We start from the raw sequence: 21,995 nt of genomic DNA, 5'->3' as shown, positions 1-21,995 counted from the left end.
TTACTTACGTGCGGGTCCCACCGTCAGGACCACCGTGGAGCCGTCCCGGGCCTCCTTGGCGACCTTGATCGCGGTGTTGGTGTCAGGAACGATCACCCCGCCGGTGGGGTTGGCGGCGTCCCGGTAGACCCCGCTGTGGTCGTCGAAGACCGGCACGCCCGGCTTGGACGCGATCTTCACCGTGGCGCCGTCCTTGTGCAGGGTCAGCGCGTCGGTGCGGGCGCGGGTGAAGGTCGAGTCGTACGCCTGGAAGCGGTTGCGCATCAGCGTGCCGTCGGCCCAGCGCTCGGCCTTCGGGTGCGCGTCGACCGGGAGGATCCGCCCGACGCCGGGGTGCACGCCGACGTTGTTGTCCCGCTGCGAGGTGTCCCACAGCCAGATCAGCACGCCGTTCTGGTACGGGAAGTGCTCGACCCAGCCCGGCCGGGTGGAGCGCCAGCCGAAGTTGTACGGGCCGGACTTGAGGGTCTTGTCGTAGGAGACGTACTGGCGGTTCTCGGCGAGGTAGTACTGCGGGTAGTCCTTGGTGAAGGACGCGCCGATCCGCGAGAAGCCGTTGCTGGTCCAGCCGTTGTCGCCGCTCTCGGCGTCGTCGGTGAACAACGCCGTGCCGTCCGCGGTGACGGCCAGGGCGTCGAAGGTGAAGCCCTTCTGGGCGACGCCCCCGTCGGTCTGGTAGCGGAAGCGCAGACCGATCTTCTTGCCGGCGTAGGCGTCGAGCGGGAAGGCCAGGTCCTGGTGGCCGGTGACGGTGCCGGTCAGCGCGGGCTTGCCGGAGGCGTCGCGCGGCAGGGCCTTGCCGTTCGCGGTGCCGTCCAGCGGCGTCCAGGAGGCGCCGCCGTCGGTGGAGACCTCGGCGTAGGCGTAGTCGTAGTCCTTCTCGGTGTCCCACCAGCCCTTGAGGGTCAGCGCCGCGCGGGACCTGCCGGTCAGGTCGACGGTCCGGGTCAGGGTGTTGGAGAGGTCGTCGCCCATCCCGCTCCACCACTGCGCGGCGCCCTGGGCGGGCGTGACGATCTCGGTGGTGACCTTCTTCGCGGGCAGTTCGACGACCAGGGCCTGCTTGTTGCGGGTGTTGTACTCGGCGACGCCCAGGGTGTGCCGGGACGCCGTCGCGGCCTTGGCCTTGTCGTAGGAGAGCCAGCCCAGTTGGAGCTTGTCCCAGGCGCTGAGGTCGCCGGGCAGGTCGCCGATCGCGTCCTTGCCCCGGCCCAGCCAGGAGCCGGCCGACATCAGCGACCAGAAGTCCACCGAGGACTCGCCCTTGCCGGTGGTGTCGTACTCGTCCGGCAGGCCCAGGTCGTGGCCGTACTCGTGGGCGAAGACGCCGAGTCCGCCGTTCTCCGGCTGCATGGTGTAGTCGCCGACCCAGAAGCCGGTGTCGCCGATCTGGGTGCCGCCCGCCCGGTTGTTCGCGGGGCCCGTCTTCCCGGCGTCGGTGCCGTACGCGTACCAGCGGTGCGCCCAGATGGCGTCGGTCTTCTGGACGCCGCCGCCGGCCGACTCGTCCTCACCGGCGTGCACGATCTGGAAGTGGTCGAGGTAGCCGTCGGGCTCGTTGAAGTTGCCGTTGTGGTTGTAGTCGTTGCGGTCCCACTGGTCGTACTGGGCCAGGTCCGCCTTGATCTGGGCGTCGGTGCGGCCCTTGGCCTTCTGGTCGGCGACCCACTGGTTGACCGCGTCGCGGATCAGGTCCCAGGCGCTGGGGCAGTTGGTGGAGCCGCAGTAGTTGGAGCCGTAGCGGGCCTCGTTCCACGGGACCCGGACCCAGTCGGAGACCTGGCCGTCGACCGAGTAGCGGCCCGAGGACTGCCGCTCGTAGTACTTGGCCAGCGACTCCTTCTTCTTGTCGTGCGAGAAGTAGAGGTCCTGGTAGTGCTGCCGGTTGTAATCGGCCTGCCAGGCGGTGCTGTTGTCCTTGGTGCGGTCCGGCCTGGCTATCTGGTTGTGGGCCGGGCCGGGGGTGCCGCCGTACTTCTTGACCGGGGGCAGCGGACCGTCGCCGTCCGGGTCGTACATCGTGGTGTCGTCGACCTTGTCGCCGAAGTCCACCAGGATGGTGAAGATCTTGTCGGTCTTCTCCCGGGCCAGTTCGACGTACTTGCCCTTGCCGAGCCGGACGACCTTGGAGCCGCCGCGCTCGTCCGCCGTCGCGTCGCCGGATATGACCTGGCGGATCGCCTCGGTCCGCTGCGCCGCCTGCCGTTCGCTGAACGGCCCCTTGAGGTCGTGGACGGCGGCGCGTTCGGGCGCCGGGTCCTGGCGGACGGCGGCCGCGGCGGGCCGGGCCGGGTCGGCGGCGGCCGCCCCGGCCGGGAGAACGGCCGCCCCGGTCGCGGCGAGTGCCGTGGCCAGGGCGGCCGTTCCGAACAGTCTTCGGTGGTTTCTCACTTGTCAGTGCCCTCCCCATCAACTGGCCGATGCTGGAGGGCATTCGACCGGATGTGAGGAAGAAAAGACAGATCTTGACGCGTGTGTGCACGCCCAAGTACGTTATCCGGCTTGCGATGCACAGTTATCGGACAGCGGACGCACAGCTTCCGCAGAGCCGCCGCCCCCTCGGCAGCGCTGCGCGGACCCGCGCGGAGGCATATGCCGCAGGGGGCTGCGCCCCCGCCGCCAGCAGGCCGGACACCGGCCGGGGCGGCCCGCCGGCCGGTACCGCGCCCGGCCCGTGCGCCCCTGTGCCCCGGGCCGGTGGGTTAGGTCACGCTTACCCGGGATTCCGGTCGGGCACAAAGGACCGTAGGCTCGCCCGGTGGCGCGCCGCCGACCGCCGATCCCCGCCGACCCTCCCGAGGACGGATCCGCCATGCCTCGTCCGACCGCCACCCAGCTCGTCTACGGTTCGGCCACCGTCTTTCTCTCCACCCTCGCGATGCTGCTGCTCTCGCAGACGCAGACCGGGATCGGGGTCGCGGTCATCGCACTGGCCGGCCTCGGGCTCGGGCTGCTGGTCGCGCTGACGGTGCCGATGCCGGGGGTCTCCCGGGTGGTCCGCCGGGGCGGCACGGGCGCCACGGCCCCCGGGGCGCCCGCCGCGCTGCGGGCCGTACCGGACCCGGACGACCGCCGGCCCCACCCGCGCACCGGCACCCGGATCGGCGAACGCACCCGCTGACCGCCGACCGCGAACGGCCAGCCGGTCAGCGCTTCCTGACGCTCCGTCAGTCGGTGGCGACCACCACCGTCCGGGCCGCCTTGTCGTGCAGGCACTGCTGGTACGGCTTGTCCCAGGTGCACCACAGGACGTTGACCAGCCAGAAGATGAAGCCGCAGCACGGGACGATCTCCGGCAGGGTGTAGACCGCGGCCCGGGTCCAGCCGGCCTGCGGGGTGGGGACCGAGCCGTCGGAGAGCATCGCCACCCGGATCCGCATCGCCATCTTGCCGACCGTCTGGCCGCGGCTGGTCAGCATCAGCCCCTCGTAGATCAGGTACGCCAGCATCGTCACGCCGGAGACCGTCGCCTGCTTGCTGGTCTCCACGCTGCTGGTGCTGAAGTAGTCCACCCAGCCGACGATCGCATTCATGATCAGGCTGACCGGTACGCCGATGAGGAGCGCGTCGATGATCCGCGCCAGCAGCCGCTTGCCCCGGTTGGCCAGCGGCGGCATCCCGGCCAGCGGGTCGGTGCCGTACTGCCCCGGCCCGTAGGGGCCGCCCGCCGGGGGCCCGCCGCCGTGCGGTCCGCTGCCGTACGGGCCCCCGGCGTACGGTCCGCCGTAGGGGCCGCTGCCGTACGGGCCGCCGCCCGGCGGGGGCGGCGGCGGGGGCGGGGCGCCACCGGGGGGCGGGGTACCGCCGGAGCCGCCGGGGGGCGGGGGGCCGCCCGGGCCGGGGCCGTGCGGGGTGCCGTTGCGCGGGGGGCCGCCCGCCGGGGGCGGCGGCTTCGGGAACGGGTCGTGCTCCGGCGGTTCACCGGGGCCGGGCCGGGGCTGGTCGGTACTCATGGCCCGAGTCGACCGCCTGCGGACGGGCGCCGCATCCGGCGGCGTCCGATCGGCGGACCCGGGCCGCCGGGGCGGGTGACGGCCCGGGGAACGACCGGGTGACGGTCAGTCGGAGGCCGCGTCGGAGGCGACGAAGGTGCGCGCCGCCTTGTCGTGCCAGCACTGCCGCCACGGCTTGTCGACCAGGCACCACAGGGCGTTGACCACCCCGACGGCCAGGACCCCGAGGACGCCGTAGACCAGCCAGCGCCGGATGGCCTGCGCGAGCCGGGGGGTGTCGTGGCTCTCGATGTCCAGGACCCGGACGCCGCAGAGCTTCTTGCCCAGCGTGCGGCCCCACTTGAGGGTCGGCAGCACCTCGTACAGGCCGCCGCCGATCAGGACGACCGCCAGCAGGGTCAGGAAGACCGGGGCGGTGGTGCCGTCCACCAGATACACCGTCACCTGGCGGCCGGACTGCTTGGCCGCCTCGACCTTGGCGTCGAGGTGGTCGGTGACCGTGGACCACATCGGCAGCGCCACCGCGAGGGTGACCGCGGCCAGCACCAGGGTGTCGATCAGCCGGGCCGCCAGCCGCCGGCCGAGCGGCGCCGGATGGCCCTGGGCGGCCTGGGCGGCGGCGAAGAAGATGTCGGCGGTCGGCGGCTTCCAGGGGATGACGCCGTCGTCGCCGGGGGCGCCGCCCTGCGGCGGGAGGCCGGGGCCGGGCGCCGGGGCGGGCGCCGCGGCGGCCGGGGGCCGGGCCGGCGACCGGTCGGCCGGGCGGTCGGCCTGCGGGGCCGGCTGCGGGGCGGGCGGCTGCGCGGCCGGGGCACCGGTGGACGGCAGGGACTGCGGCGCCTGGGAGCCTTGCGGGGCGGCGCCGGCCGCCGGGGCGTTCGGCGTCCGGGTGCCGGGCGGGAGCCGGAAGGCCATCGTCCCGTCCTTCGGGGCCGGGTGCGCGCCCTCACCGGCGTCCGGGCCGACCGCCCGGAAGGCGGTGGTGCCCTGGTCCGCGGCCGGCGGGGCCGCGGGCCGGACCGCGCGGATCGCGGTGGTCCCGTGGTCGCCGGAACCGCCGCGGGCCGCCGGGCCGACCGCGCGGATGGTGACCGTCCCGCCGTCCGCGGGCGGCGCGGCCGGAGGCGCCTGGCCGGCGGCGGCCTCGTCGCTCTCCGCCCCGCGCTGCGGCGGCAGCTGGCCCCAGGCGGCACCGCCGGCCGGCGTCCCGGCGGGCGGCCGGCCGGACGCGCCCCAGGAGACCCGGCCGTCCTCACCGAAGCCGCTCTGCCGGGAGGCGTCCGCGTGCCAGGACGCCGCGCCCTCCGGGCTGGTGCCGTGCAGCCGGGCCGGGTCGTCCCAGCTCGCGCCGGCCGCCTCGACCTCACCGCGGGGGCGGACCGCCGGGGCCGCGGAACCGGCCGGCTCCGCCTCGTCCAGGAAGACCGGGCCGGTCTCCTCGACGGCCGCGGGCGCGGGGGCCGCCGGGGCCGCGCCGGGCGGCGCGGCCGGCATCGGCTCGCCCTCGGCCGGGGCCGGGCGGCTGGTGCCCGGGACCCATGCGGCACCGTTCCAGTACCGGATGTAGCCGGGGATGGACGGGTCCGGGTAGAAGCCTGGCGTGGGGCTGCCGCCGGCGGATCCTGAGGTAGGGGCGCTCATGTCCGAAGTCCCGTATCTGTTCTCGGCCTGGTGGGTGTCGGGGTGCAGTCTGCCGCAACGCGGCGTCCACATCTATCAGACCCCGCGTCGTACCGGTGTTCACGCCCTGCCCCCGGGCGTCTGCCCCGGTGCGCGGAAAAAAGTCGCCGGAACCCGTGTAAGAGTCCGGCCGCCGCCCGCTCTCATCGGGTGCGGGCCCGCGCACGGGCCCGCCTCAGGGAGTTCGAGAGAGGCGGAATCCGATGCACACCGTGGTGGAACGAGAGCTTGAACTGGGTCTGGTCCTGTCGCCGGAGCGAAGCATCCCGGTACCGGCCCGGCTGACGTACCGGACCGACGACCCGTTCGCCGTCCACGTCACCTTCCACGTCGGGTCGGACTCCCCGGTCCGGTGGACGTTCGCCCGGGAACTCCTCGTCGAGGGCGTGTTCCGGCCCACCGGCGAGGGCGACGTCCGGGTGTGGCCGGCGAAGCTGGACGGCCGCAGCCTGGTCTGCATGGCGCTGACCTCGCCGGACGGCGACGCGCTGCTGGAGGCGCCGGCCGGCGCGGTGTCGGCCTGGCTGGAGCGCACCCTGCGGATCGTGCCGCCGGGCTCCGAGGGCCCGCACCTGGGCCTCGACAAAGGGCTGACCGCGCTGCTCGCGCTGGCCTCCCGGGACGACGCCGGCCCCAACGGCCCCTGGCCGGCGGACGAATCCCCCGAGCCGGGGGCGTAGCGGGTGCCCACGCCGGCGGGGGCCCCGGGGCCGCGCCGCCGCGCCCGGCCCGGGACCGGCCCCCGCTCAGTCGCCGCGGTAGGTCTCCAGCAGCCGGAGCCAGATCTCGCTGATCGTCGGGTAGGAGGGGACGGCGTGCCAGAGCCGGGCCAGCGGGACCTCCCCGGCGACCGCGACGGTCGCCGAGTGCAGCAGCTCCCCCACGCCCGGCCCGACGAAGGTGGCGCCCAGCAGCACCTCGCGGTCCAGGTCGACGACCATCCGGGCCCGGCCGCGGTAGCCGTCGGCGTACAGCGACGCACCGGCCACCGCGCCCAGGTCGTGGTCGACCACCCGGATCCGGCGGCCGGCCCGCTCGGCCTCCGCGGCGGTCAGCCCGACCGCGGCGGCCTCCGGGTCGGTGAACACCACCTGCGGGACGGCGTGGTGGTCGGCGGAGGCGCTGTGCGCGCCCCAGCGGTCGCTCCCCAGGACGGGCCTGCCGAGGGCCCGGGCGGCGATCGCGGCACCGGCGATCCGGGCCTGGTACTTGCCCTGGTGGGTCAGCAGCGCGCGGTGGTTGACGTCGCCGGCGGCGTAGAGCCAGCCGCCGGGCACCCCGGTGACCCGCAGGGTGTCGTCCACCGCCAGCCAGTCACCGGGCGTGAGCCCCACGGTCTCCAGGCCCAGGTCCTCGGTGCGCGGCGCCCGGCCGGTGGCGATCAGCAGCTCGTCGGCGGTGACCTCCGGCCCGGGGTCCGGTACGACGGTGACCGGCCCGCCGTCCGCCGCCCGGCGCACCTCCCGCACACCCGTCCCGGTCCGTACGTCCACCCCCGCCTCCCGCAGCGACGCCGCGACCAACTCCCCCGCGAACGGCTCCATCCGGGGCAGCAGCCCGTCGCCGCGCACCAGCAGCGTCACCTCCGCGCCCAGCGCCCGCCAGGCGGTGGCCATCTCCACGCCGACCACGCCGCCGCCGACCACCACCAGGTGCCCCGGCACCTCCTTGGCGCTGGTGGCCTCGCGGCTCGTCCACGGGCGGGCGGCGGCCAGCCCCGGCACGTCCGGCAGCACCGGGCGGCTGCCGGTGCACACCGCGACCGCGTGCCGGGCGGTGAGCGTCCGCCCGCCGTCGACCACCACCCGCCGCGGCCCGGCGAGCCGGCCCCGGCCGCGCACCAGGTCGATCCCGGCGCCGTCCAGCCAGCGGACCTGCCCCTCGTCCCGCCAGTGCGCGGCGAACGCGTCCCGCCGGGCCAGCACCGCGGGCGCGTCCAGCGGCCCGGTCACCGCGCCCTCCGCCCCGGCCACCCGCCGTGCCCCGTCCCGCGCCGCGGCCGGCCGCAGCAGCGCCTTGCTGGGCATGCACGCCCAGTACGAGCACTCCCCGCCGACCAGTTCGTGCTCCACCAGCACCGCGCTCAGCCCGGCGGCGTGCGCCCGGTCGGCGAGGTTCTCCCCGGTGGGCCCGCCGCCCAGCACGATGACGTCGTAGGTGTCGCCGGCACCCCCGCCGGCTCCGGCCGCTGCCGTCGTACGCTCCGCTGACATCCGCCCTCACTTCCCTGCCGGCCCCGCCGGACGTGGAGTGGGCCCGGTGTGCCGGGCCCTACCCGCCATCCTCGGGCCGCCGTGGTCTCAGCGCATCCGGCGCTCGACCGCCTCCTTGGCCTCGGCGAGCCCCTCGCCGGTCACCTCCCGGTAGACCTTGATCGCCTGGATCTTCTTCCCCTGGGCCAGCAGCGCGTCCACCTCCGCCATCCGCGGGTCCTCCGCCACCTCCACCCCGAGGTGCGCCATCAGCAGATCCACCTTCTCCTCCAGCCGCGCCATCCGCCGCTCCAGGGGCTTGGTGCGGCGGTCGAGCGAGGAGGCGAGTACGGCGATGGCGAGCACGAAAACGGCAAGGGCGCTGAAGGTTGTGTCCATGCCAGGAGCGTACGGGCCCGGAGGCCGCGCCCCCGCCTCCGGCCACGCCCACGGGTGCCAGGGGGCCCGCAGGGCGCCCCCGCCGCCCGGCACCGGCAACCAGACACAGGCCGCGCCGGTGCCGGGCCCCCGCGGCGCCCTCCGCCCCGGCGGCGACCGCGCACCACCCCACCGGGCGCCGCACCTCCGGGCGCCGGAGCACGCACCGGGGAGCGGCCCCGGGACCGGGCGGCCGCTTCACCGCGGCGGGTGGTGTGCGCGTCCCGGGCGGGGGACGCCGGGGCCTCCCCCATGGCGGGCCGGCTGGCGGCCGCCGCCGCGGTGCTCGCGCTGGCCGGGGCCGTACCGGCGGCCTTCCCTGCGCTCACCTCATCGTTCCTTCCAGGGATTCGGCGCGCACGGCGCTACCGGATCGCGGGCATGGCGCCCGACCGCCAATCGGCCACCCGCTTGCGGATGCCGGGAACCATCGGGAGCCCGTCGGTCTCCTCCGGTGTGAACCAGCGGACGTCCGTGGATTCGCCGGACACCGCGAGCTTTCCCGCCACGGGTCGTGCCAGGAAACAGATCGAGAACTCCTGCCGCACCTCGCCGTCGTCGTAGGCGAAGACATGGCGCGGATTGGAATACGTCCCGACGATGCCGGTGATCTCGACGTCCAGCCCGGTCTCTTCGCGGGTCTCCCGTACGGCGCAGTCCGGCAAGGACTCCCCGAAGTGCATGACGCCGCCGGGCAGCGCCCACATGCCGTTGTCGCGGCGGCGCTGGAGCAGGATGCGTCCGGTCTCGTCGACGACCACGGCGGACGCCGCCGGGACCAGGCTGTTCGCGGCCGGGGCCGCCGGGTCGTTCTCGTAATCGCGCCTACCCATCGCTGTCACCTTCCCAGACCGGCACACCGCGTTTCCACAGCTCTTCGACATGTGAGGCGAAGCGGTCGAACATCCCGTCTTTCTGCTGCCTCCGCAGATGCAGCGTGGGGGCGTCATGGCCCACACGGTGCGTCAGCAACGGCGTCACGATCATGTCGTCGTCGAAGCGGAAAACGGAGAGGTAGGCGTGCCCGCCGCTGTATCGCGCATCGATGCCCGGCTGATGTCTGATCTTCTCCAATTCGGCGAGTGTGACCCGGATACGCGTCGACAACGACAGGGCCACGCCTTCCTCCCGCTCACGGGAGCGGGTGAGCTCACTGTCGGGGTCGCCGACCAGGAAGCGGATACGGCAGCCGCTGGCCGCCTTTCTCTGCAACGCTGCCCCGAATCGCGCCTGTTCGAGCCAGAGGAAGTAGTTGGTGTATCCGGCGAACGCCAACTCCCGCTCAGCTTTGGCGATCAGCGCACGCCACAACGAGGCGGGGCAACCGGACCGATACGGATAGACGGAGACGACTTCACGATCCGGACCCGTCTTGACCGCCTTTTTCACGGCAGCCGGCCATAGCACCGCCTCCTCCTCCCCGAGCGCCTCGCACACGGCCCACCGGTGACGGGCCCTGGGAACCCGGCCGCCTTCAGTGATCCACCGGCCGACCGTCTTGACGTCGACGCCGCACCTCTCCGCGAGCTTCCGGTCGGTCATTCGAGCTTGCAGCATGGCACGCCGCAGCGCGTCGTTCACACCTACCCCCTGGGACGTTCGGAACGCTTTCCGTGGTGGCGCCCTCTCCGTACCCAACGGTCGCGGAACGGAGTGGTAACGCATCCTGGGGCGCGGAAGCCTGGACGGCAGCAAAGACCCCCGCGACCGTGGTGGACGGCCCGGGGGCGTGGCCAACGCTTCCAAGGAGCGCCAGCATGACCCAAGTTATCGCGACCCTCCTCACCCCGCTGCTGCGACTGTTACTTCCGGCCCCCGGGCGGCACCGGGCGTCCGTCCCGCCGCCCACCGCCGCACGCCGCGAGGACGTGCCGCCGGCCGGCCCCCCGCTCCGGCCCCCGGTCCGGACGCCGCCGCCCCTCCTCGGCGCGGAGGTCCCCCTCGTCCGCCCGTACGTGCTCAGTGAGGCCGAACGGGCAGAGCTGCGGGCCCGGCGCAGGCGGCGGAGGGCGCTGTGGCTGGCCGTGCACGGGATCGATATCGGCCCGCGCCGGATCCACGGGGTGGAGGTCGCCGCGTGACCGGGGACGGCGGCGGAGGGCTGCGACTGCTGCCCTGGACGGGGCCCCACGGGAAGCCGTGTTTTCTGCTGCCCGGTGACGGGACCGGGTACGTCTCGCGGCTGGCCGACCGGCTGGAGGCGGAACAGCTCGGCGCCGCCGCCGCCCTCATCGAGGAGGCGGAGCGAGTGCTGGCGGACCGCCTCTGGACACCGGGCGAGCTGCACCTGCTCGCGCTTCAACTGAAGGAAACGCTGGTCAACACGCATCGGGTCGCGGAGAGCCGCGGGGCGCGTTTGCCGGTGGTGGCGGAAGAGGACGGTAACGACCCGGAGGAGGAGGGCGAGAGGGTATAGCGCGGGAGGCCCGGCCGGCCTTCGCGGCGACTTCGCGCCGCAGGCTGCTCCTCTTCGAACGCAGTCCAGTAGGTGGTCCATACCCCGGGGATCACCGCCACCCGGATCGTGGCGGGGAGCGCCGAGTACCTGGCGTGGGGGGCGAGGAGACCAAGCCCGGTGAGTGGATCAGGCGGCAACAGCGGCGCGGTGTCCTCGGCAAGGGCCCGCGCCGTCTCCTCTTCCGCCGGCAGCGCGGTGGAAGTCCTGCATGCGCGGCAGCCCATCGTGCGGGCCTCGGCCGCTCCCGCAGCGCGGTCGCGGCCGGTGCCCGGCGGTTCGGTGCTCGTCAGGCGGCCCGAGCGCGGTGCCATGTGGTGAGGATGGCGTGGACGGCACTGGAGACGCGGGTCTGCTGGTCGTGGTCCGCCCAGAGGTACGCGTCGTGCTCGGTCAGTTTCACCGCCTCGCCGGTACCGGTGACGGTGGCGCTGAAGGTGAACTGGCGGGTGGCTCGTCCGCTGCCCGAGCGGTAGTCGAAGTGGCCCAGGTACGCGCCGACCGCATCGACGGTCAGGCCGGTCTCCTCGGCGACCTCGCGCTCCAGGGCCGCGAGCAGGGTCTCGCCGGCGTCCACGCCGCCGGACGGGAGTTCCCAGAGGCCACCGAGGTAGTCGTCGGCGGGACGGTGCAGCAGCAGCACGCGGCCGTCCGGGGAGGCGATGACGGCGCCGACAACGGTCTTGTCGATGCCGTCACGCTCGGCGGCACGGTTCAGGTCGGCTAGCAGCGCAGGGGTGGCAGGCAAGGGAGTCACATCAAGTCCTTTGCGTGAGCGGCAACTTTGGCCATGGCTGCGGCATAGGCGTCAGCGACGCGGAGGCCGTCCTCGCGGTGCCACACCGGCAGCTTGAACGTGGTGGCGTGCACATGTTCGGCCGTCGGGTAGCCGCCGGCGGCAGTGGGTCGGCGGTCAGCGTAGCCGGGCAGCAATGCTCCGGGGTGCTGGAACAGCGGGTGGGTGTGCAGGGGACAGGTCGAGCCCGGGCGATCGGTTTCCACAGCTCCTTCGGCGTGGAGCGCGGCGAGAAACCGCTCAAGCGGCAGTCCGCCGACCTCAGCCGCTTCGTACCTCAGCGGTAACGCGTACCACGACGGCCGCGCCGCCGCCGGCACGTTCGGCACACGGACGCCCGGCACGCCGTCCAGGGCCGCGCACAGGCGGGACGCGATGTCCTGCCGCCCGGCCAGGTACCCCTCCGAACGTGTGAGCTGGGCGCGGGCGAGCGCGGCGGCCAGCGGGTGGATGCGCAACTTGAGGCCCATGCCGGTGACCGCGAAGCGAGCCAGTGGATGTCCGGGGGGGATCTCGCGGCGGCACCGCTTGTTGAACTGACCGTGCAGCAGCACCCGGTAGTACAGCTCGTCGTCATCCGTGGCGACGAAGCCGCCCTCGCCGGCGGACAGCGGCTTTGGGCCGTTGAGGCTGAACGCCGCGGCTGTTCCGAAGGATCCGATGCGTCGGCCGTTCCAGGTGGCGCCGTAGGCGTGGGAGCCGTCCTCCAGCAGCTTCAGGCCGTGCTCGTCCGCAAAGGGCACGAGGGCGTCCATGTCCTGGGGCAGTCCCCACAGATGCACAGCGATCACCGCCTTGGTGCGGGCGGTGACCCGGCGGGCGGCGGCGTCGAGGTCCAGCTGCCCGCGGTCATCGACGTCGGCGAGGACCGGGTGGGCACCGAGGTGGAACAGCGGAGTGGCGGTCGCGTGGAAGGTGAGCGCGGGCACGATCACCTCGTCCCCCGGACCGACTCCGGCAGCCGCGTACATCGAGTGCAGGGCGGCGGTTCCGGTGCAGGTCGTGACCACGTGTCGGACGCCGAGACAGGAGGCGAGCGCGTCCTCCAGGTCGGCCACGACGCCGGAACGGTCCGGGACCGAGACCGACGTTTCCAGCTGGGTGGCGACGGCACGTCGGTCGGCCTCCTCGATCGGAGGCCAGGTGAAGTGCGGGCCAGGGGTGGTGAGGGCCGGTTCGCCACCGAGAAGAGCGAGCGGAGAGACGTTCATGCCAGGTACTCCTTGGGGTCCACGGGCCGGGCGGTGGCGGCCGAGGCGTAGGCGGCGGCCAGGAACGCGGCATGCGGCAGGTGCTCAGCGGGGCCTGACGGGTTGGGGCACGTCCGGTCCAGGACGCGGCAGAAGCGGTCGATCTGTGCGGTGGGCACGCCCGGCCAGGCCGGCTCCCGCTCCAGCGTCTCGACCACCTGCCCCGCGTGATCCAGGCGCCGGGAGCTGACCGACGAAGCCGCCGCCCTCGCTTCCGCACTCGGCGGCAGCACGCTGCTGCGCGACCACGGCGGCGGTTTCGGTTGCGCCACCGTGCAACTCCACCGCATCTCTGCCGAGAACTCCGCCGGAGACCCCTCAGCGGCCCTCGCCGCCGCTCGGAAAGTGGCACCGCACAGCCTGCCGAGCACCGAGCGCCGGGCCCGCTACTACACCGATACCGCCGCCGCGTTCGGGCGGTGGGGCCGCCGCGAGGACTGTCTTCGTGCCCTCCTGGCAGCCGAGCACCAGGCCCCCGAGGAGACCCGTGCCCGCCCAGCGGTCAAATCCCTGGTCTCGGGGCTGCTGGTCTCCGGACGCACGACCGCCGAACTCCGCGGACTCGCCGCCCGCGTCGGCGTCCTCCTCTGATGCCGCCCGTACCGGAAGCAGCGGCCCCGCAGGGCACCCCCGACCGCGCACCCCCTAAATCACCTTCCCCGGATTGAGAATCCCCAGCGGATCGAAGACCTGCTTGATGCCGCGGTGGAGGGCGAGGGCGTCCGGGCCCAGTTCGCGGGCGAGCCAGTCCTTCTTGAGGACGCCGACGCCGTGTTCGCCGGTGATGGTGCCGCCGAGGGCGAGGCCGAGGGACATGATCTCGTCGAAGGCGGTGCGGGCGCGGTGCTCCTCGTCGGGGTCCGCGGGGTCGAAGCAGACCAGCGGGTGGGTGTTGCCGTCGCCGGCGTGGGCGCAGACGCCGATGGTCAGGTCGTGCTTCGCGGCGATGGCGGCGGTGCCCTCCAGCATGGCGGCGAGCTGCGAGCGGGGGACGCAGACGTCGTCGATGAGCATCGCGGGCCGGATGCGCTCCAGGGCGGTGAAGGTCATCCGGCGGGCCTGGAGGAGCAGTTCGGACTCGGCGGCGTTCTCGGCGGGGACGACGTCGGTGGCGCCGGCCGCCGCGCACAGGGCACCGACGGCGGCCAGGTCGGCGGCCGGGTCGGGGGTGTCGAAGGCGGCCAGCAGCAGCACCTCGGTGGTCTCCGGCAGGTCCATCTGCGCCATGGCGTTGACCGCGCGGATGCTGGTGCGGTCCATGAGTTCCAGCAGGGCGGGGGTGTGGCCGCCGGCCATGATCCGGCAGACCGCGTCGCCGGCCGCCGCGACCGACCCGAACTCGGCGACCAGCGCGAGCTGCTGCGGCGGTTCCGGCTTCAGGGCCAGGGTGGCGCCCACGACGACGCCGAGGGTGCCCTCGGCACCGACGAAGAGCCGGGTCAGGTCGTAGCCGGCGACCCCCTTGGCGGTGCGCCGGCCGGTCCGCAGCAGCCGGCCGTCGGCGAGCACCACCTCCAGGCCGAGCACGTACTCGGCGGTGACGCCGTACTTGACGCAGCACAGGCCGCCGGCGGCGGTGCCGATGTTGCCGCCGATGGTGCACATCTCCCAGCTGGAGGGGTCCGGCGGGTAGTACAGGCCGTGTGCGTTGACGGCGCGGGAGAGGACAGCGTTGACGACGCCCGGTTCGACCACCGCCACCCGGTCGACGGGGTCGATCTCCAGGATGCGGTCCATCTTCACCAGGGAGAGCACGAGGCAGCCGTCGATGGCGTTGGCTGCGCCGGAGACGCCGGTCCGGGCGCCCTGCGGGACGACCGGAACGCGGAAGGCGGTGGCGGTGCGCATCACGTGCTGGACCTGCTCGACGGTGCGCGGCAGCACGACCGCCGCCGGGGTCCCGGCGGCGCAGAAGTTGGCCATGTCCCGGGCGTAGGAGCCGGTGACGTCGGGGTCGGTGAGCAGCGCATCCGCCGGGAGCCCGGCGCGCAGGCGTTCGATGAGGTCCATGGGCTCAGCCTGGCATCCGTGGGCCGTACACGGAAGATCGCGTACGGCCCGCGGGAGGCCGGGGGCCGGGCCGTCTCAGAGGTTGCCGCGCTTGGCCTGCTCGCGCTCGATGGCCTCGAAGAGCGCCTTGAAGTTGCCCTTGCCGAAGCCGAGCGAGCCGTGCCGCTCGATCATCTCGAAGAAGACGGTCGGGCGGTCCTGGACCGGCTTGGTGAAGATCTGGAGCAGGTAGCCGTCCTCGTCGCGGTCGGCGAGGATCCTCAGCTCGCGCAGCTCGCCGATCGGCACCCGGGTCTCGCCGACCCACTCGCCGAGGGTGTCGTAGTAGGAGTCCGGGACGTCGAGGAACTCCACGCCCGCCGCCCGCATCTGACGGACCGTCGAGACGATGTCGTTGGTGGCCAGCGCGATGTGCTGGACGCCGGGGCCGCCGTAGAACTCCAGGTACTCGTCGATCTGCGACTTCTTCTTGGCGATGGCCGGCTCGTTGAGCGGGAACTTCACCTTCTTGGTGCCGTCCGCGACCACCTTGGACATCAGCGCCGAGTACTCGGTGGCGATGTCGTCGCCGACGAACTCCTTCATGTTGGTGAAGCCCATGACCTTGTTGTAGAAGGCCACCCACTCGTCCATCCGGCCCAGTTCGACGTTGCCGACGCAGTGGTCGATCGCCTGGAAGAAACGCTTCTGCGGAGCCGCGACGAGGGGTTCCGCGGCGACGAAGCCCGGCAGGTACGGGCCGTCGTAGCCGGTGCGCTCGACCAGGGTGTGCCGGGTCTGGCCGTAGGTGGCGATGGCGGCCCGGACGACCGTGCCGTGCTCGTCCTCGGTCTCGTAGGGCTCGGTGAGGCCGGTGGCGCCGTGCTCGACGGCGTAGGCGTACGCCGCGCGGGCGTCCGGCACCTCGATGGCCAGGTCGACGACGCCGTCGCCGTGCGCGGCCACGTGGTCGGCCAGGAAGCGGCCCCACTCGCTGACCGGCTTGATCACGGAGGTGAAGACGAACCGGGCACCGCCGGACTCCAGGACGTAGGAGGCCGTCTCGCGGCTGCCGTTCTCCGGGCCCCGGTAGGCGACGCGGCGCATGCCGAAGGCGGTGGAGTAGTAGTGCGCGGCCTGCTTGGCGTTGCCGACGGCGAAGACGACCGCGTCCATCCCCTTGACCGGGAAGGGGTCCGCCTGCCGGGCCGTGGCCGGGGTGGTGGGCTGGGTGTGCATCGTGGTGTCTGCCATGTGCGCAGAGTCCCGCCGATCCACAAGGTGCGCAATAGTTCGCGTAATCACTGGGCATTATGTATAGCGGTCCGGGGGTTTCGTCGGGCGTTCTGTACATGATGACCAGCAAAATCGGAGGTCCACGCAATGGCGATCGATCATCTTGACGGGGCGCTGCTGGAGCTGCTCGCCCGGGAGCCGCGGATCGGCGTCCTGGAGGCGTCCCGGCGGCTGGGGGTGGCCCGCGGGACGGTGCAGGCGCGGCTGGACCGGCTCCAGTCGAACGGGGTGATCCGGGGCTTCGGCCCGGACGTGGACCCGGCCGCGCTCGGCTATCCGGTGACCGCGTTCGCCACCCTGGAGATCAAGCAGGGGCAGGGCGGGGACGTGCGGGCCCATCTCGCGGGCGTACCGGAGGTGCTGGAGCTGCATACAACCACCGGACACGGGGACATGCTCTGCAGGCTCGTGGCGCGTTCGAACGCCGATCTCCAGCGGGTGATCGACCGGGTTGTGGGCTTTGATGGCATCGTGCGGGCATCGACGGCGATCGTCATGGAAAATCCGGTTCCGCTGCGGATCATCCCGCTGGTGCAGCAGGCCGCGGGCGGCTGACGGCGGCAGGCCGGAGCGGGCGACGGACCGAGGGGAGCGACGGTGGGCTTCTGGGAGTACGTCGGCAGCCGCCACGGCCAGCTGCTGACCGATACGGTGCAGCACGCCGCCGCGGTCTTCCAGTGCATGGCGCTGGCGACCGCCCTCGGCGTCCTGATCGGCGTCGCCGCCTACCGCAGCGAGTGGGCCGGCTCGCTCGCCACGATGACCACCGCGACGCTGCTGACGATCCCGTCCCTGGCCCTGATCGGCCTGCTGATCCCGGTCGTCGGGCTGGGCGTCGCGCCGACCGTCGTGGCGCTGACCCTCTACGGGCTGCTGCCGGTGGTCCGCAACGCGATCGTCGGGCTGCGCGGGGTGGACCCGGACCTGATCGACGCGGCGAAGGGCATCGGGATGTCCCGGGCCGCCCGGCTGCTGCGGGTCGAACTCCCGCTGGCCTGGCCGCCGATCCTCACCGGCATCCGGGTCGCCACCCAGATGCTGATGGGCATCGCGGCGGTCGCCGCCTTCGCCTCCGGCCCCGGGCTCGGCAACGAGATCTTCCGCGGGATCGCCTCGCTGGGCAGCGCCAACGCGCTCAACCAGGTGCTCGCCGGGACCCTCGGGATCGTCGTCCTGGCCCTGCTCTTCGACGCCGCCTACGTCCTGCTCGGACGTCTGACCATCTCCAGGGGGATCCGTGGCTGAGCAGCCCGGCGAGCAGCCGTACGGGAACGGTCCGCGCGCCCGGGAGGCGGCCGCCCGGCCCGCCGGGTCGGTGGGCGCCGCCATCCGCCTGGAGCACCTGACGAAGGTCTACCCGGGCGGCGCCGGGCCGGCCGTGGACGACGTCAGCATGGAGATCGGCGCCGGCGAGACGGTGGTCCTCGTCGGGCCGTCCGGCTGCGGCAAGTCCACCACCCTGAAGATGATCAACCGGCTGATCGAGCCGACCTCCGGCCGGATCCGGATCGGCGACGAGGACGTCACCGGCATCGACCCGGTCCGGCTGCGCCGCAAGGTCGGCTACGCCATCCAGGCGTCCGGGCTCTTCCCGCACATGACGGTGGCGCAGAACGTCGCGCTGGTACCGCGGATGGCCGGCTGGTCCGCGGCGCGGACCCGGGAGCGGGTCGAGGAGATGCTCGGCCTCGTGGGGCTGGACCCGGGCGAGTTCCGGCACCGCTATCCGCGCCAGCTCTCCGGCGGGCAGCAGCAGCGGGTCGGGGTGGCCCGGGCGCTGGCCGCCGATCCGCCGGTGCTGCTGATGGACGAGCCGTTCGGCGCGGTGGACCCGGTCACCCGCGACCACCTCCAGGACGAGCTGCTCCGGCTCCAGCGCGAGCTGCGCAAGACCATCGTGTTCGTCACCCACGACTTCGACGAGGCGATCAAGCTCGGCGACCGGATCGCGGTGCTCCGCGAGCGCTCCCGCCTCGCCCAGTTCGACACCCCGGAGGCCATCCTCACCCACCCGGCGGACGCCTTCGTCGCCGGCTTCGTGGGCTCCGGGGCGGCGCTGAAGCGGCTGCACCTGGCCCGGGTGCGGGACGTGCCGGTGGCGGACGTCCCCACCGCGCACCTCGGCGACCCGCCCGAGGCGATCGCCGGCCTGCTGCGGGACGGCGGCACCGGCGCGGTGCTGCTGCTGGACGGCGACCGCCGCCCGCACACGTGGCTGCGCCGCGGCGACCGCCCGCCGGCGCCGCCGCCCGCGGCCCCGGCCGGCACCCCGGTCACCGGCACGGTGCCCCGGGACGCGACGCTGCGGGACGCGCTGGAGGCGGTGCTGACCGACCCCGCGGGCCGGGTGGCGGTCACCGGCCCGCGCGGCGAGTACACCGGCGTCCTCGACCTGGCGACGCTGCGGGGCACCGTCCAGGCGCTGCTGGCGGCGGACCGCGCGGAGGCGCTGGCGCACCAGCGCGCGCTGCGGGGGGCGCACGGGGCCGGGGCCGGGACGGCCCAGGAGGGCCCCGGCGGCCCGGGAGGCGCGGCATGAGCCCGCGGGCGGTCCAGGGCGGCGGGGGGCGGCGCCGGCCGCCGGCGGGGCCCGGCGGGGCGGTGCTGCCGGGCGCTCCGCGGGCCGCCGAGCGGGAGGTGGCGGCGGGCACCGCGCCGGTGCCGGCCGGCGCCCCCGGCGGGCGCCGGATCGGCTGGCGGAAGGGGCTCGGCATGCCGGCCTTCCTGGCCGCGGCGCTGCTGGCCACCTGGCTGTGGTTCCGCGGCGCCCGGCTGGACTCGATCGCCCACCAGGCCGTCGACCACGGCAAGGTGTGGCTGGCGCTCCGCCGGCACCTGGAGCTGACCGCGGTCTCCACCGTCCTCGTCCTCGTCCTCGCGATCCCGCTGGGCATCGCGCTGACCCGGCCGCGGCTGCGCCGGGCCGCCCCGGTGGCGACGGCGCTGGCCAACCTCGGCCAGGCCGTCCCGGCGCTGGGCCTGCTGGTGCTGCTGGTCATCTGGCGGGGCATCGGGGCGGGTTCGGCGGTTGCCGGCATGGTCGTCTACGCGGTGCTGCCGGTGCTCGCCAACACCCTCGCCGGGCTGCGCGGGATCGACCCGGCGCTGACCGAGGCGGCCCGCGGGATCGGCATGTCCCCGCTGGGGGTGCTCGCGCGGGTCGAACTCCCGCTGGCCGTCCCGCTGATCCTGGCCGGGGTGCGCACCGCGCTGGTGCTGAACGTGGGCACCGCGACGCTGGCCACGTTCGGCGGGGGCGGCGGGCTGGGCGACCTGATCTCGGCCGGCATCATCACCCAGCGGATCCCGGTGCTCGTCCTGGGGTCGGTGCTGACGGTGGCGCTGGCGCTGCTGGTCGAGTGGCTGGCGTCGCTGGCCGAACTCCTGCTGCGGCCGCGGGGGCTGGAGGCGGGCTCGTGAGGCGGCGGCGCGCGGCCGGCCGCCGGAAGCCGGCCCGGATACCGGCCGCCGGGCTGCTGCCCGCGGCGCTGGCGGCCGCGGCACTGCTCGGCGGCTGCGGACTGGTCAGCGGCAGCCCGATGGCCGACGACGTCCGGCCCGGCACGGTCGGCCGGGGGCTGCCCCTCAAGGGCGCCCAACTGACCGTCACCTCCAAGGAGTTCACCGAGAACATCATCCTCGGGCAGATCATGGGCCTGGTCTTCGAGGCGGCCGGTGCCACCGTCGTGGACAAGACCGCCATCCAGGGCAGCATCGGCGCCCGCGAGGCGGTCCGCAGCGGCACCGCCGACGGGATGTACGAGTACACCGGCACCGGCTGGATCACCTACCTCGGGCACACCCGGCCGATCCCGGACCCGGGCGCGCAGTGGGCGGCGGTGCGCGACGCCGACCGCCGCAACGGCATCGCCTGGCTGCCGCAGTCCCGGCTGAACAACACCTACGCACTGGCGCTGAACGCCGCGAACGCGAGGAAGTACCGGGTGCGGACGCTCTCCGACGCCGCCGCGCTGCTGCGCAGGGACCCCGGCGCGGTGACGGTGTGCGCGGAGAGCGAGTTCACCACCCGCAACGACGGCCTGCCCGGCATGACCAAGGCGTACGGCATGGACCTGCCGGCCGGGAACGTCCGGCGGATGACCGGCGGCGTGGTCTACACCGAGACGGCCAAGGGCACGTCCTGCACCTTCGGCGAGGTCTTCACCACCGACGGCCGGATCGCGGCGATGGGGCTGACGGTCCTCAAGGACGACCGGCACTTCTTCCCGAACTACAACGCGGCGCCGGAGCTCAACGCCGCCGCACTGCGCGCGCACCCGCAGATCGCCCGGCTCCTCGCCCCGGTCACCGCGGCCCTGGACAACACCGTCGCGCGCACGCTCAACGCCGAGGTGGACGTGGCGGGCCGGGACCCGCACCAGGTCGCCAAGGAGTGGCTGCTGAAGGAGGGGTTCGTCACCGAGGGCGGGGGCTGAGCGCGGCGGCGGGGCGGGCGGGCGCGCCCCTGTGCGGGGAAAAGGCGCACGGTGTCCGGCAAGATCCCGTATGGTTGCGCCACCCGAAAACGAACACGTGTCGCAGTTGTCCGACCACGACTGCGCAGGGGGAAGGGGAACGACTCCATGAAGGCATCCCGTATCCGGCGCCGCCTCGCCGGCGCCGCCGCCGTCACCGCCCTGGCCGGCGCCGGCATCCTGGCCGGCGCGCCGATGGCCGCCGCCAAGGCCAACCTCATCGCCATCGACAAGGTCGCGCTCGACGCCCCGGGCCTGCGGGTGAACGTCACGTACTCCTGCGACCCCGGTATGCACCACGAGCTGGTCGCCAACGCCGAGCAGATCACCTCGTCCAAGCTGGCGGCGCGCGGCGCGGGCACGATCAAGACCGACAAGCTCGTCTGCGACTACGCCGACCACACCGCGCAGGTCCGCCTCCGCCCGGCCGACCAGGGCTTCGCCAAGGGCCAGAAGGTGAAGATCACGGTCTTCTACTTCGACGAGGACGGCTTCCGCTACGCCGACCGCGAGGCCACCGCCACCCTCTGACGCGCTCCCGCCGCCGGGCCCTCGGCTCAGCCGGTGGGGCAACTGGGCACGTTGCCCCCGGAGTTGAGGGCCTTCAGGGCGTCCACCGCGCCGTCCAGCGTGGTGACGGGGATCAGCCGCATCCCCGCGGGGAGTTCGGCGCGGGCGTCGGAGCACTCCTGGCGTGGCACGAGGAAGACCGTCGCGCCGTCGCGGCGGGCGGCCTGCGTCTTGAGCGCCACCCCGCCGACCGCGCCGACCTCGCCCTTGGCGTCGATGGTGCCGGTCCCCGAGACGGTGCGGCCGCCGGTGAGGTCGTGGCCGGCGCCGTCGCCGTCCAGCTTGTCGACGATGCCCAGCGCGAACAGCAGGCCGGCGCTGGGCCCGCCGATGTCCGCCAGGCTCAGGGTGACCTTGACGTCCTTGGCGGACTTCCCCAGCCGGCCGAGCGCGGCCTGGACGGCCGCGTCCTGGGACTGCTTCATCTGCTCCGCGTTGTGCTCGGCGATCTCCTCGGTGTTGTTGCCCACCGGGTAGACCGAGTCGCGCGGCATCACCGCCTCGTCGCTGCGGAACCACGCCTGCACCACGTCCGGCAGGTGGATCGAGGCGGACGGCCCGGTGGCGGTGATGGAGGTCATCCGCAGCTGCCCGGTGGTGGTGCGGGTGGGGGCACCGGAGACGGTGATCACCGGCTTGCCCTTGTCGTCGCCGAGGACGTTGGCCGTGACGCCCGGGTACGCCACCGAGTACGGCAGCGGGGCGAGGGCGGCGGTCACCAGGACGGCGAGGACGAGGGCGGTGCAGACCAGGAGGGCGCGGGCACGGGAAGACACTCCGCCACCCTAATTGACCCCCGCCCCGGCCGTCCCGTGCGGCGCCCTGGCCACACGGCAGGGCCACAGGGTCCGCACACGGCGCACGTGCGCGGCCCCGGGCCCGCGGGGCCGGGGCGGGGCGG

General features: G+C 73.9%; 24 protein-coding genes. 11 read left to right on the top strand and 13 right to left on the bottom strand.

Annotation, left to right across the window (positions count from 1 at the left end; translation table 11 throughout):
* Complete coding sequence (locus tag MUU72_RS12800; RefSeq protein WP_248013319.1) at positions 1 to 2,391, bottom strand: immune inhibitor A domain-containing protein; 2,391 nt, start codon at positions 2,389 to 2,391, stop codon at positions 1 to 3.
* A gap of 421 nt (positions 2,392 to 2,812) precedes the next feature.
* Between MUU72_RS12800 and MUU72_RS12795 the strand changes: the two genes are divergently transcribed.
* Positions 2,813 to 3,121 carry a hypothetical protein gene (locus tag MUU72_RS12795; RefSeq protein ID WP_248013318.1) on the top strand — a complete coding sequence of 103 codons (309 nt, stop codon included), beginning with the start codon at positions 2,813 to 2,815 and terminating at the stop codon, positions 3,119 to 3,121.
* A 46-nt stretch (positions 3,122 to 3,167) separates the two neighbouring features.
* On the opposite strand, the gene MUU72_RS12790 is transcribed toward MUU72_RS12795, so the two are convergent.
* Both MUU72_RS12790 and MUU72_RS12785 read right to left on the bottom strand, forming a co-directional pair.
* Positions 3,168 to 3,953 (bottom strand): RDD family protein, encoded by a 786-nt coding sequence (locus tag MUU72_RS12790; RefSeq protein WP_248013317.1) that lies wholly within the window; start codon positions 3,951 to 3,953, stop codon positions 3,168 to 3,170.
* 105 nt (positions 3,954 to 4,058) lie between these two features.
* Positions 4,059 to 5,594 carry an RDD family protein gene (locus MUU72_RS12785; RefSeq protein ID WP_248013316.1) on the bottom strand — a complete coding sequence of 512 codons (1,536 nt, stop codon included), beginning with the start codon at positions 5,592 to 5,594 and terminating at the stop codon, positions 4,059 to 4,061.
* A 242-nt stretch (positions 5,595 to 5,836) separates the two neighbouring features.
* Here MUU72_RS12785 and MUU72_RS12780 point away from each other — a divergent pair, with 242 nt between their 5' ends.
* Positions 5,837 to 6,313: an SsgA family sporulation/cell division regulator gene (locus MUU72_RS12780; RefSeq protein ID WP_248013315.1), complete on the top strand. Its 477-nt coding sequence runs from the start codon at positions 5,837 to 5,839 to the stop codon at positions 6,311 to 6,313.
* Between the two features lie 66 nt (positions 6,314 to 6,379).
* On the opposite strand, the gene MUU72_RS12775 is transcribed toward MUU72_RS12780, so the two are convergent.
* From MUU72_RS12775 to MUU72_RS12760, 4 genes are all read right to left on the bottom strand, one after another.
* Positions 6,380 to 7,846, bottom strand: a complete 1,467-nt coding sequence (locus MUU72_RS12775) for a dihydrolipoyl dehydrogenase family protein (protein WP_248013314.1) — start codon at positions 7,844 to 7,846, stop codon at positions 6,380 to 6,382.
* A gap of 87 nt (positions 7,847 to 7,933) precedes the next feature.
* Entirely contained in the window at positions 7,934 to 8,224 is a 291-nt protein-coding gene (locus MUU72_RS12770; protein ID WP_248013313.1) for a ribosomal protein L7/L12, read from the bottom strand.
* Between the two features lie 404 nt (positions 8,225 to 8,628).
* Entirely contained in the window at positions 8,629 to 9,096 is a 468-nt protein-coding gene (locus MUU72_RS12765) for an NUDIX hydrolase (RefSeq protein ID WP_248013312.1), read from the bottom strand.
* On the bottom strand, positions 9,089 to 9,844 hold the full coding sequence (locus MUU72_RS12760; RefSeq protein WP_248013311.1) for a DUF5919 domain-containing protein: 756 nt from the start codon (positions 9,842 to 9,844) through the stop codon (positions 9,089 to 9,091). Before MUU72_RS12760 ends, MUU72_RS12765 begins: the two co-directional genes overlap by 8 nt.
* A gap of 176 nt (positions 9,845 to 10,020) precedes the next feature.
* On the opposite strand from MUU72_RS12760, the gene MUU72_RS12755 reads away from it, so the two are divergent.
* Together MUU72_RS12755 and MUU72_RS12750 are read left to right on the top strand one after the other, a co-directional pair.
* Positions 10,021 to 10,344: a hypothetical protein gene (locus tag MUU72_RS12755; protein WP_248013310.1), complete on the top strand. Its 324-nt coding sequence runs from the start codon at positions 10,021 to 10,023 to the stop codon at positions 10,342 to 10,344.
* On the top strand, positions 10,341 to 10,679 hold the full coding sequence (locus tag MUU72_RS12750) for a hypothetical protein (protein ID WP_248013309.1): 339 nt from the start codon (positions 10,341 to 10,343) through the stop codon (positions 10,677 to 10,679). Before MUU72_RS12755 ends, MUU72_RS12750 begins: the two co-directional genes overlap by 4 nt.
* A 328-nt stretch (positions 10,680 to 11,007) precedes the next feature.
* Here the strand turns inward: MUU72_RS12750 and MUU72_RS12745 are convergent, their stop codons facing one another.
* The 3 genes from MUU72_RS12745 to MUU72_RS12735 are packed head-to-tail and all read right to left on the bottom strand — an operon-like array spanning position 11,008 to position 13,036.
* Positions 11,008 to 11,475, bottom strand: a complete 468-nt coding sequence (locus MUU72_RS12745; protein ID WP_248013308.1) for an NUDIX hydrolase — start codon at positions 11,473 to 11,475, stop codon at positions 11,008 to 11,010.
* Entirely contained in the window at positions 11,472 to 12,725 is a 1,254-nt protein-coding gene (locus tag MUU72_RS12740; protein WP_248013307.1) for a DegT/DnrJ/EryC1/StrS family aminotransferase, read from the bottom strand. Before MUU72_RS12740 ends, MUU72_RS12745 begins: the two co-directional genes overlap by 4 nt.
* Positions 12,722 to 13,036 carry a hypothetical protein gene (locus tag MUU72_RS12735; protein WP_248013306.1) on the bottom strand — a complete coding sequence of 105 codons (315 nt, stop codon included), beginning with the start codon at positions 13,034 to 13,036 and terminating at the stop codon, positions 12,722 to 12,724. The genes MUU72_RS12740 and MUU72_RS12735 overlap by 4 nt, the downstream gene beginning before the upstream one ends.
* A 73-nt stretch (positions 13,037 to 13,109) precedes the next feature.
* On the opposite strand from MUU72_RS12735, the gene MUU72_RS12730 reads away from it, so the two are divergent.
* Positions 13,110 to 13,355: a hypothetical protein gene (locus MUU72_RS12730; RefSeq protein WP_248013305.1), complete on the top strand. Its 246-nt coding sequence runs from the start codon at positions 13,110 to 13,112 to the stop codon at positions 13,353 to 13,355.
* 54 nt (positions 13,356 to 13,409) lie between these two features.
* Here the strand turns inward: MUU72_RS12730 and MUU72_RS12725 are convergent, their stop codons facing one another.
* Complete coding sequence (locus tag MUU72_RS12725; protein ID WP_248013304.1) at positions 13,410 to 14,774, bottom strand: FAD-binding oxidoreductase; 1,365 nt, start codon at positions 14,772 to 14,774, stop codon at positions 13,410 to 13,412.
* A gap of 75 nt (positions 14,775 to 14,849) precedes the next feature.
* A complete protein-coding gene (gene hppD, locus MUU72_RS12720) occupies positions 14,850 to 16,007 on the bottom strand; it encodes a 4-hydroxyphenylpyruvate dioxygenase (RefSeq protein WP_372503089.1) in 1,158 nt (385 codons plus the stop codon).
* Between the two features lie 129 nt (positions 16,008 to 16,136).
* On the opposite strand from hppD, the gene MUU72_RS12715 reads away from it, so the two are divergent.
* From MUU72_RS12715 to MUU72_RS12690, 6 genes are all read left to right on the top strand, one after another.
* Positions 16,137 to 16,604, top strand: a complete 468-nt coding sequence (locus MUU72_RS12715; RefSeq protein ID WP_248013303.1) for an Lrp/AsnC family transcriptional regulator — start codon at positions 16,137 to 16,139, stop codon at positions 16,602 to 16,604.
* Positions 16,605 to 16,646: 42 nt separating this feature from the next.
* Positions 16,647 to 17,294 carry an ABC transporter permease gene (locus tag MUU72_RS12710; RefSeq protein ID WP_248013302.1) on the top strand — a complete coding sequence of 216 codons (648 nt, stop codon included), beginning with the start codon at positions 16,647 to 16,649 and terminating at the stop codon, positions 17,292 to 17,294.
* Positions 17,287 to 18,588 (top strand): ABC transporter ATP-binding protein, encoded by a 1,302-nt coding sequence (locus MUU72_RS12705; RefSeq protein ID WP_372503088.1) that lies wholly within the window; start codon positions 17,287 to 17,289, stop codon positions 18,586 to 18,588. The genes MUU72_RS12710 and MUU72_RS12705 overlap by 8 nt, the downstream gene beginning before the upstream one ends.
* Positions 18,585 to 19,469 (top strand): ABC transporter permease, encoded by an 885-nt coding sequence (locus MUU72_RS12700; protein ID WP_248013301.1) that lies wholly within the window; start codon positions 18,585 to 18,587, stop codon positions 19,467 to 19,469. The genes MUU72_RS12705 and MUU72_RS12700 overlap by 4 nt, the downstream gene beginning before the upstream one ends.
* Positions 19,466 to 20,485, top strand: a complete 1,020-nt coding sequence (locus tag MUU72_RS12695) for a glycine betaine ABC transporter substrate-binding protein (RefSeq protein ID WP_372503087.1) — start codon at positions 19,466 to 19,468, stop codon at positions 20,483 to 20,485. Before MUU72_RS12700 ends, MUU72_RS12695 begins: the two co-directional genes overlap by 4 nt.
* Positions 20,486 to 20,632: 147 nt before the next feature.
* Positions 20,633 to 21,055: a hypothetical protein gene (locus tag MUU72_RS12690; protein WP_248013300.1), complete on the top strand. Its 423-nt coding sequence runs from the start codon at positions 20,633 to 20,635 to the stop codon at positions 21,053 to 21,055.
* Between the two features lie 26 nt (positions 21,056 to 21,081).
* Here MUU72_RS12690 and MUU72_RS12685 read toward each other — a convergent pair whose 3' ends face one another.
* Positions 21,082 to 21,870, bottom strand: coding sequence for a YlbL family protein (locus MUU72_RS12685; protein WP_248013299.1), 789 nt, complete (start codon positions 21,868 to 21,870; stop codon positions 21,082 to 21,084).
* Between the last annotated feature and the right edge of the window lie 125 nt (positions 21,871 to 21,995).

Origin of the sequence: Streptomyces rhizoryzae, assembly GCF_023155275.1 — a bacterium.
GTDB classification, from domain to species: Bacteria; Actinomycetota; Actinomycetes; order Streptomycetales; family Streptomycetaceae; genus Streptomyces; species Streptomyces rhizoryzae.
The sequence above is the reverse complement of the archived record's forward strand: the minus strand, read 5'-3'. Positions and strand labels throughout refer to the sequence as shown.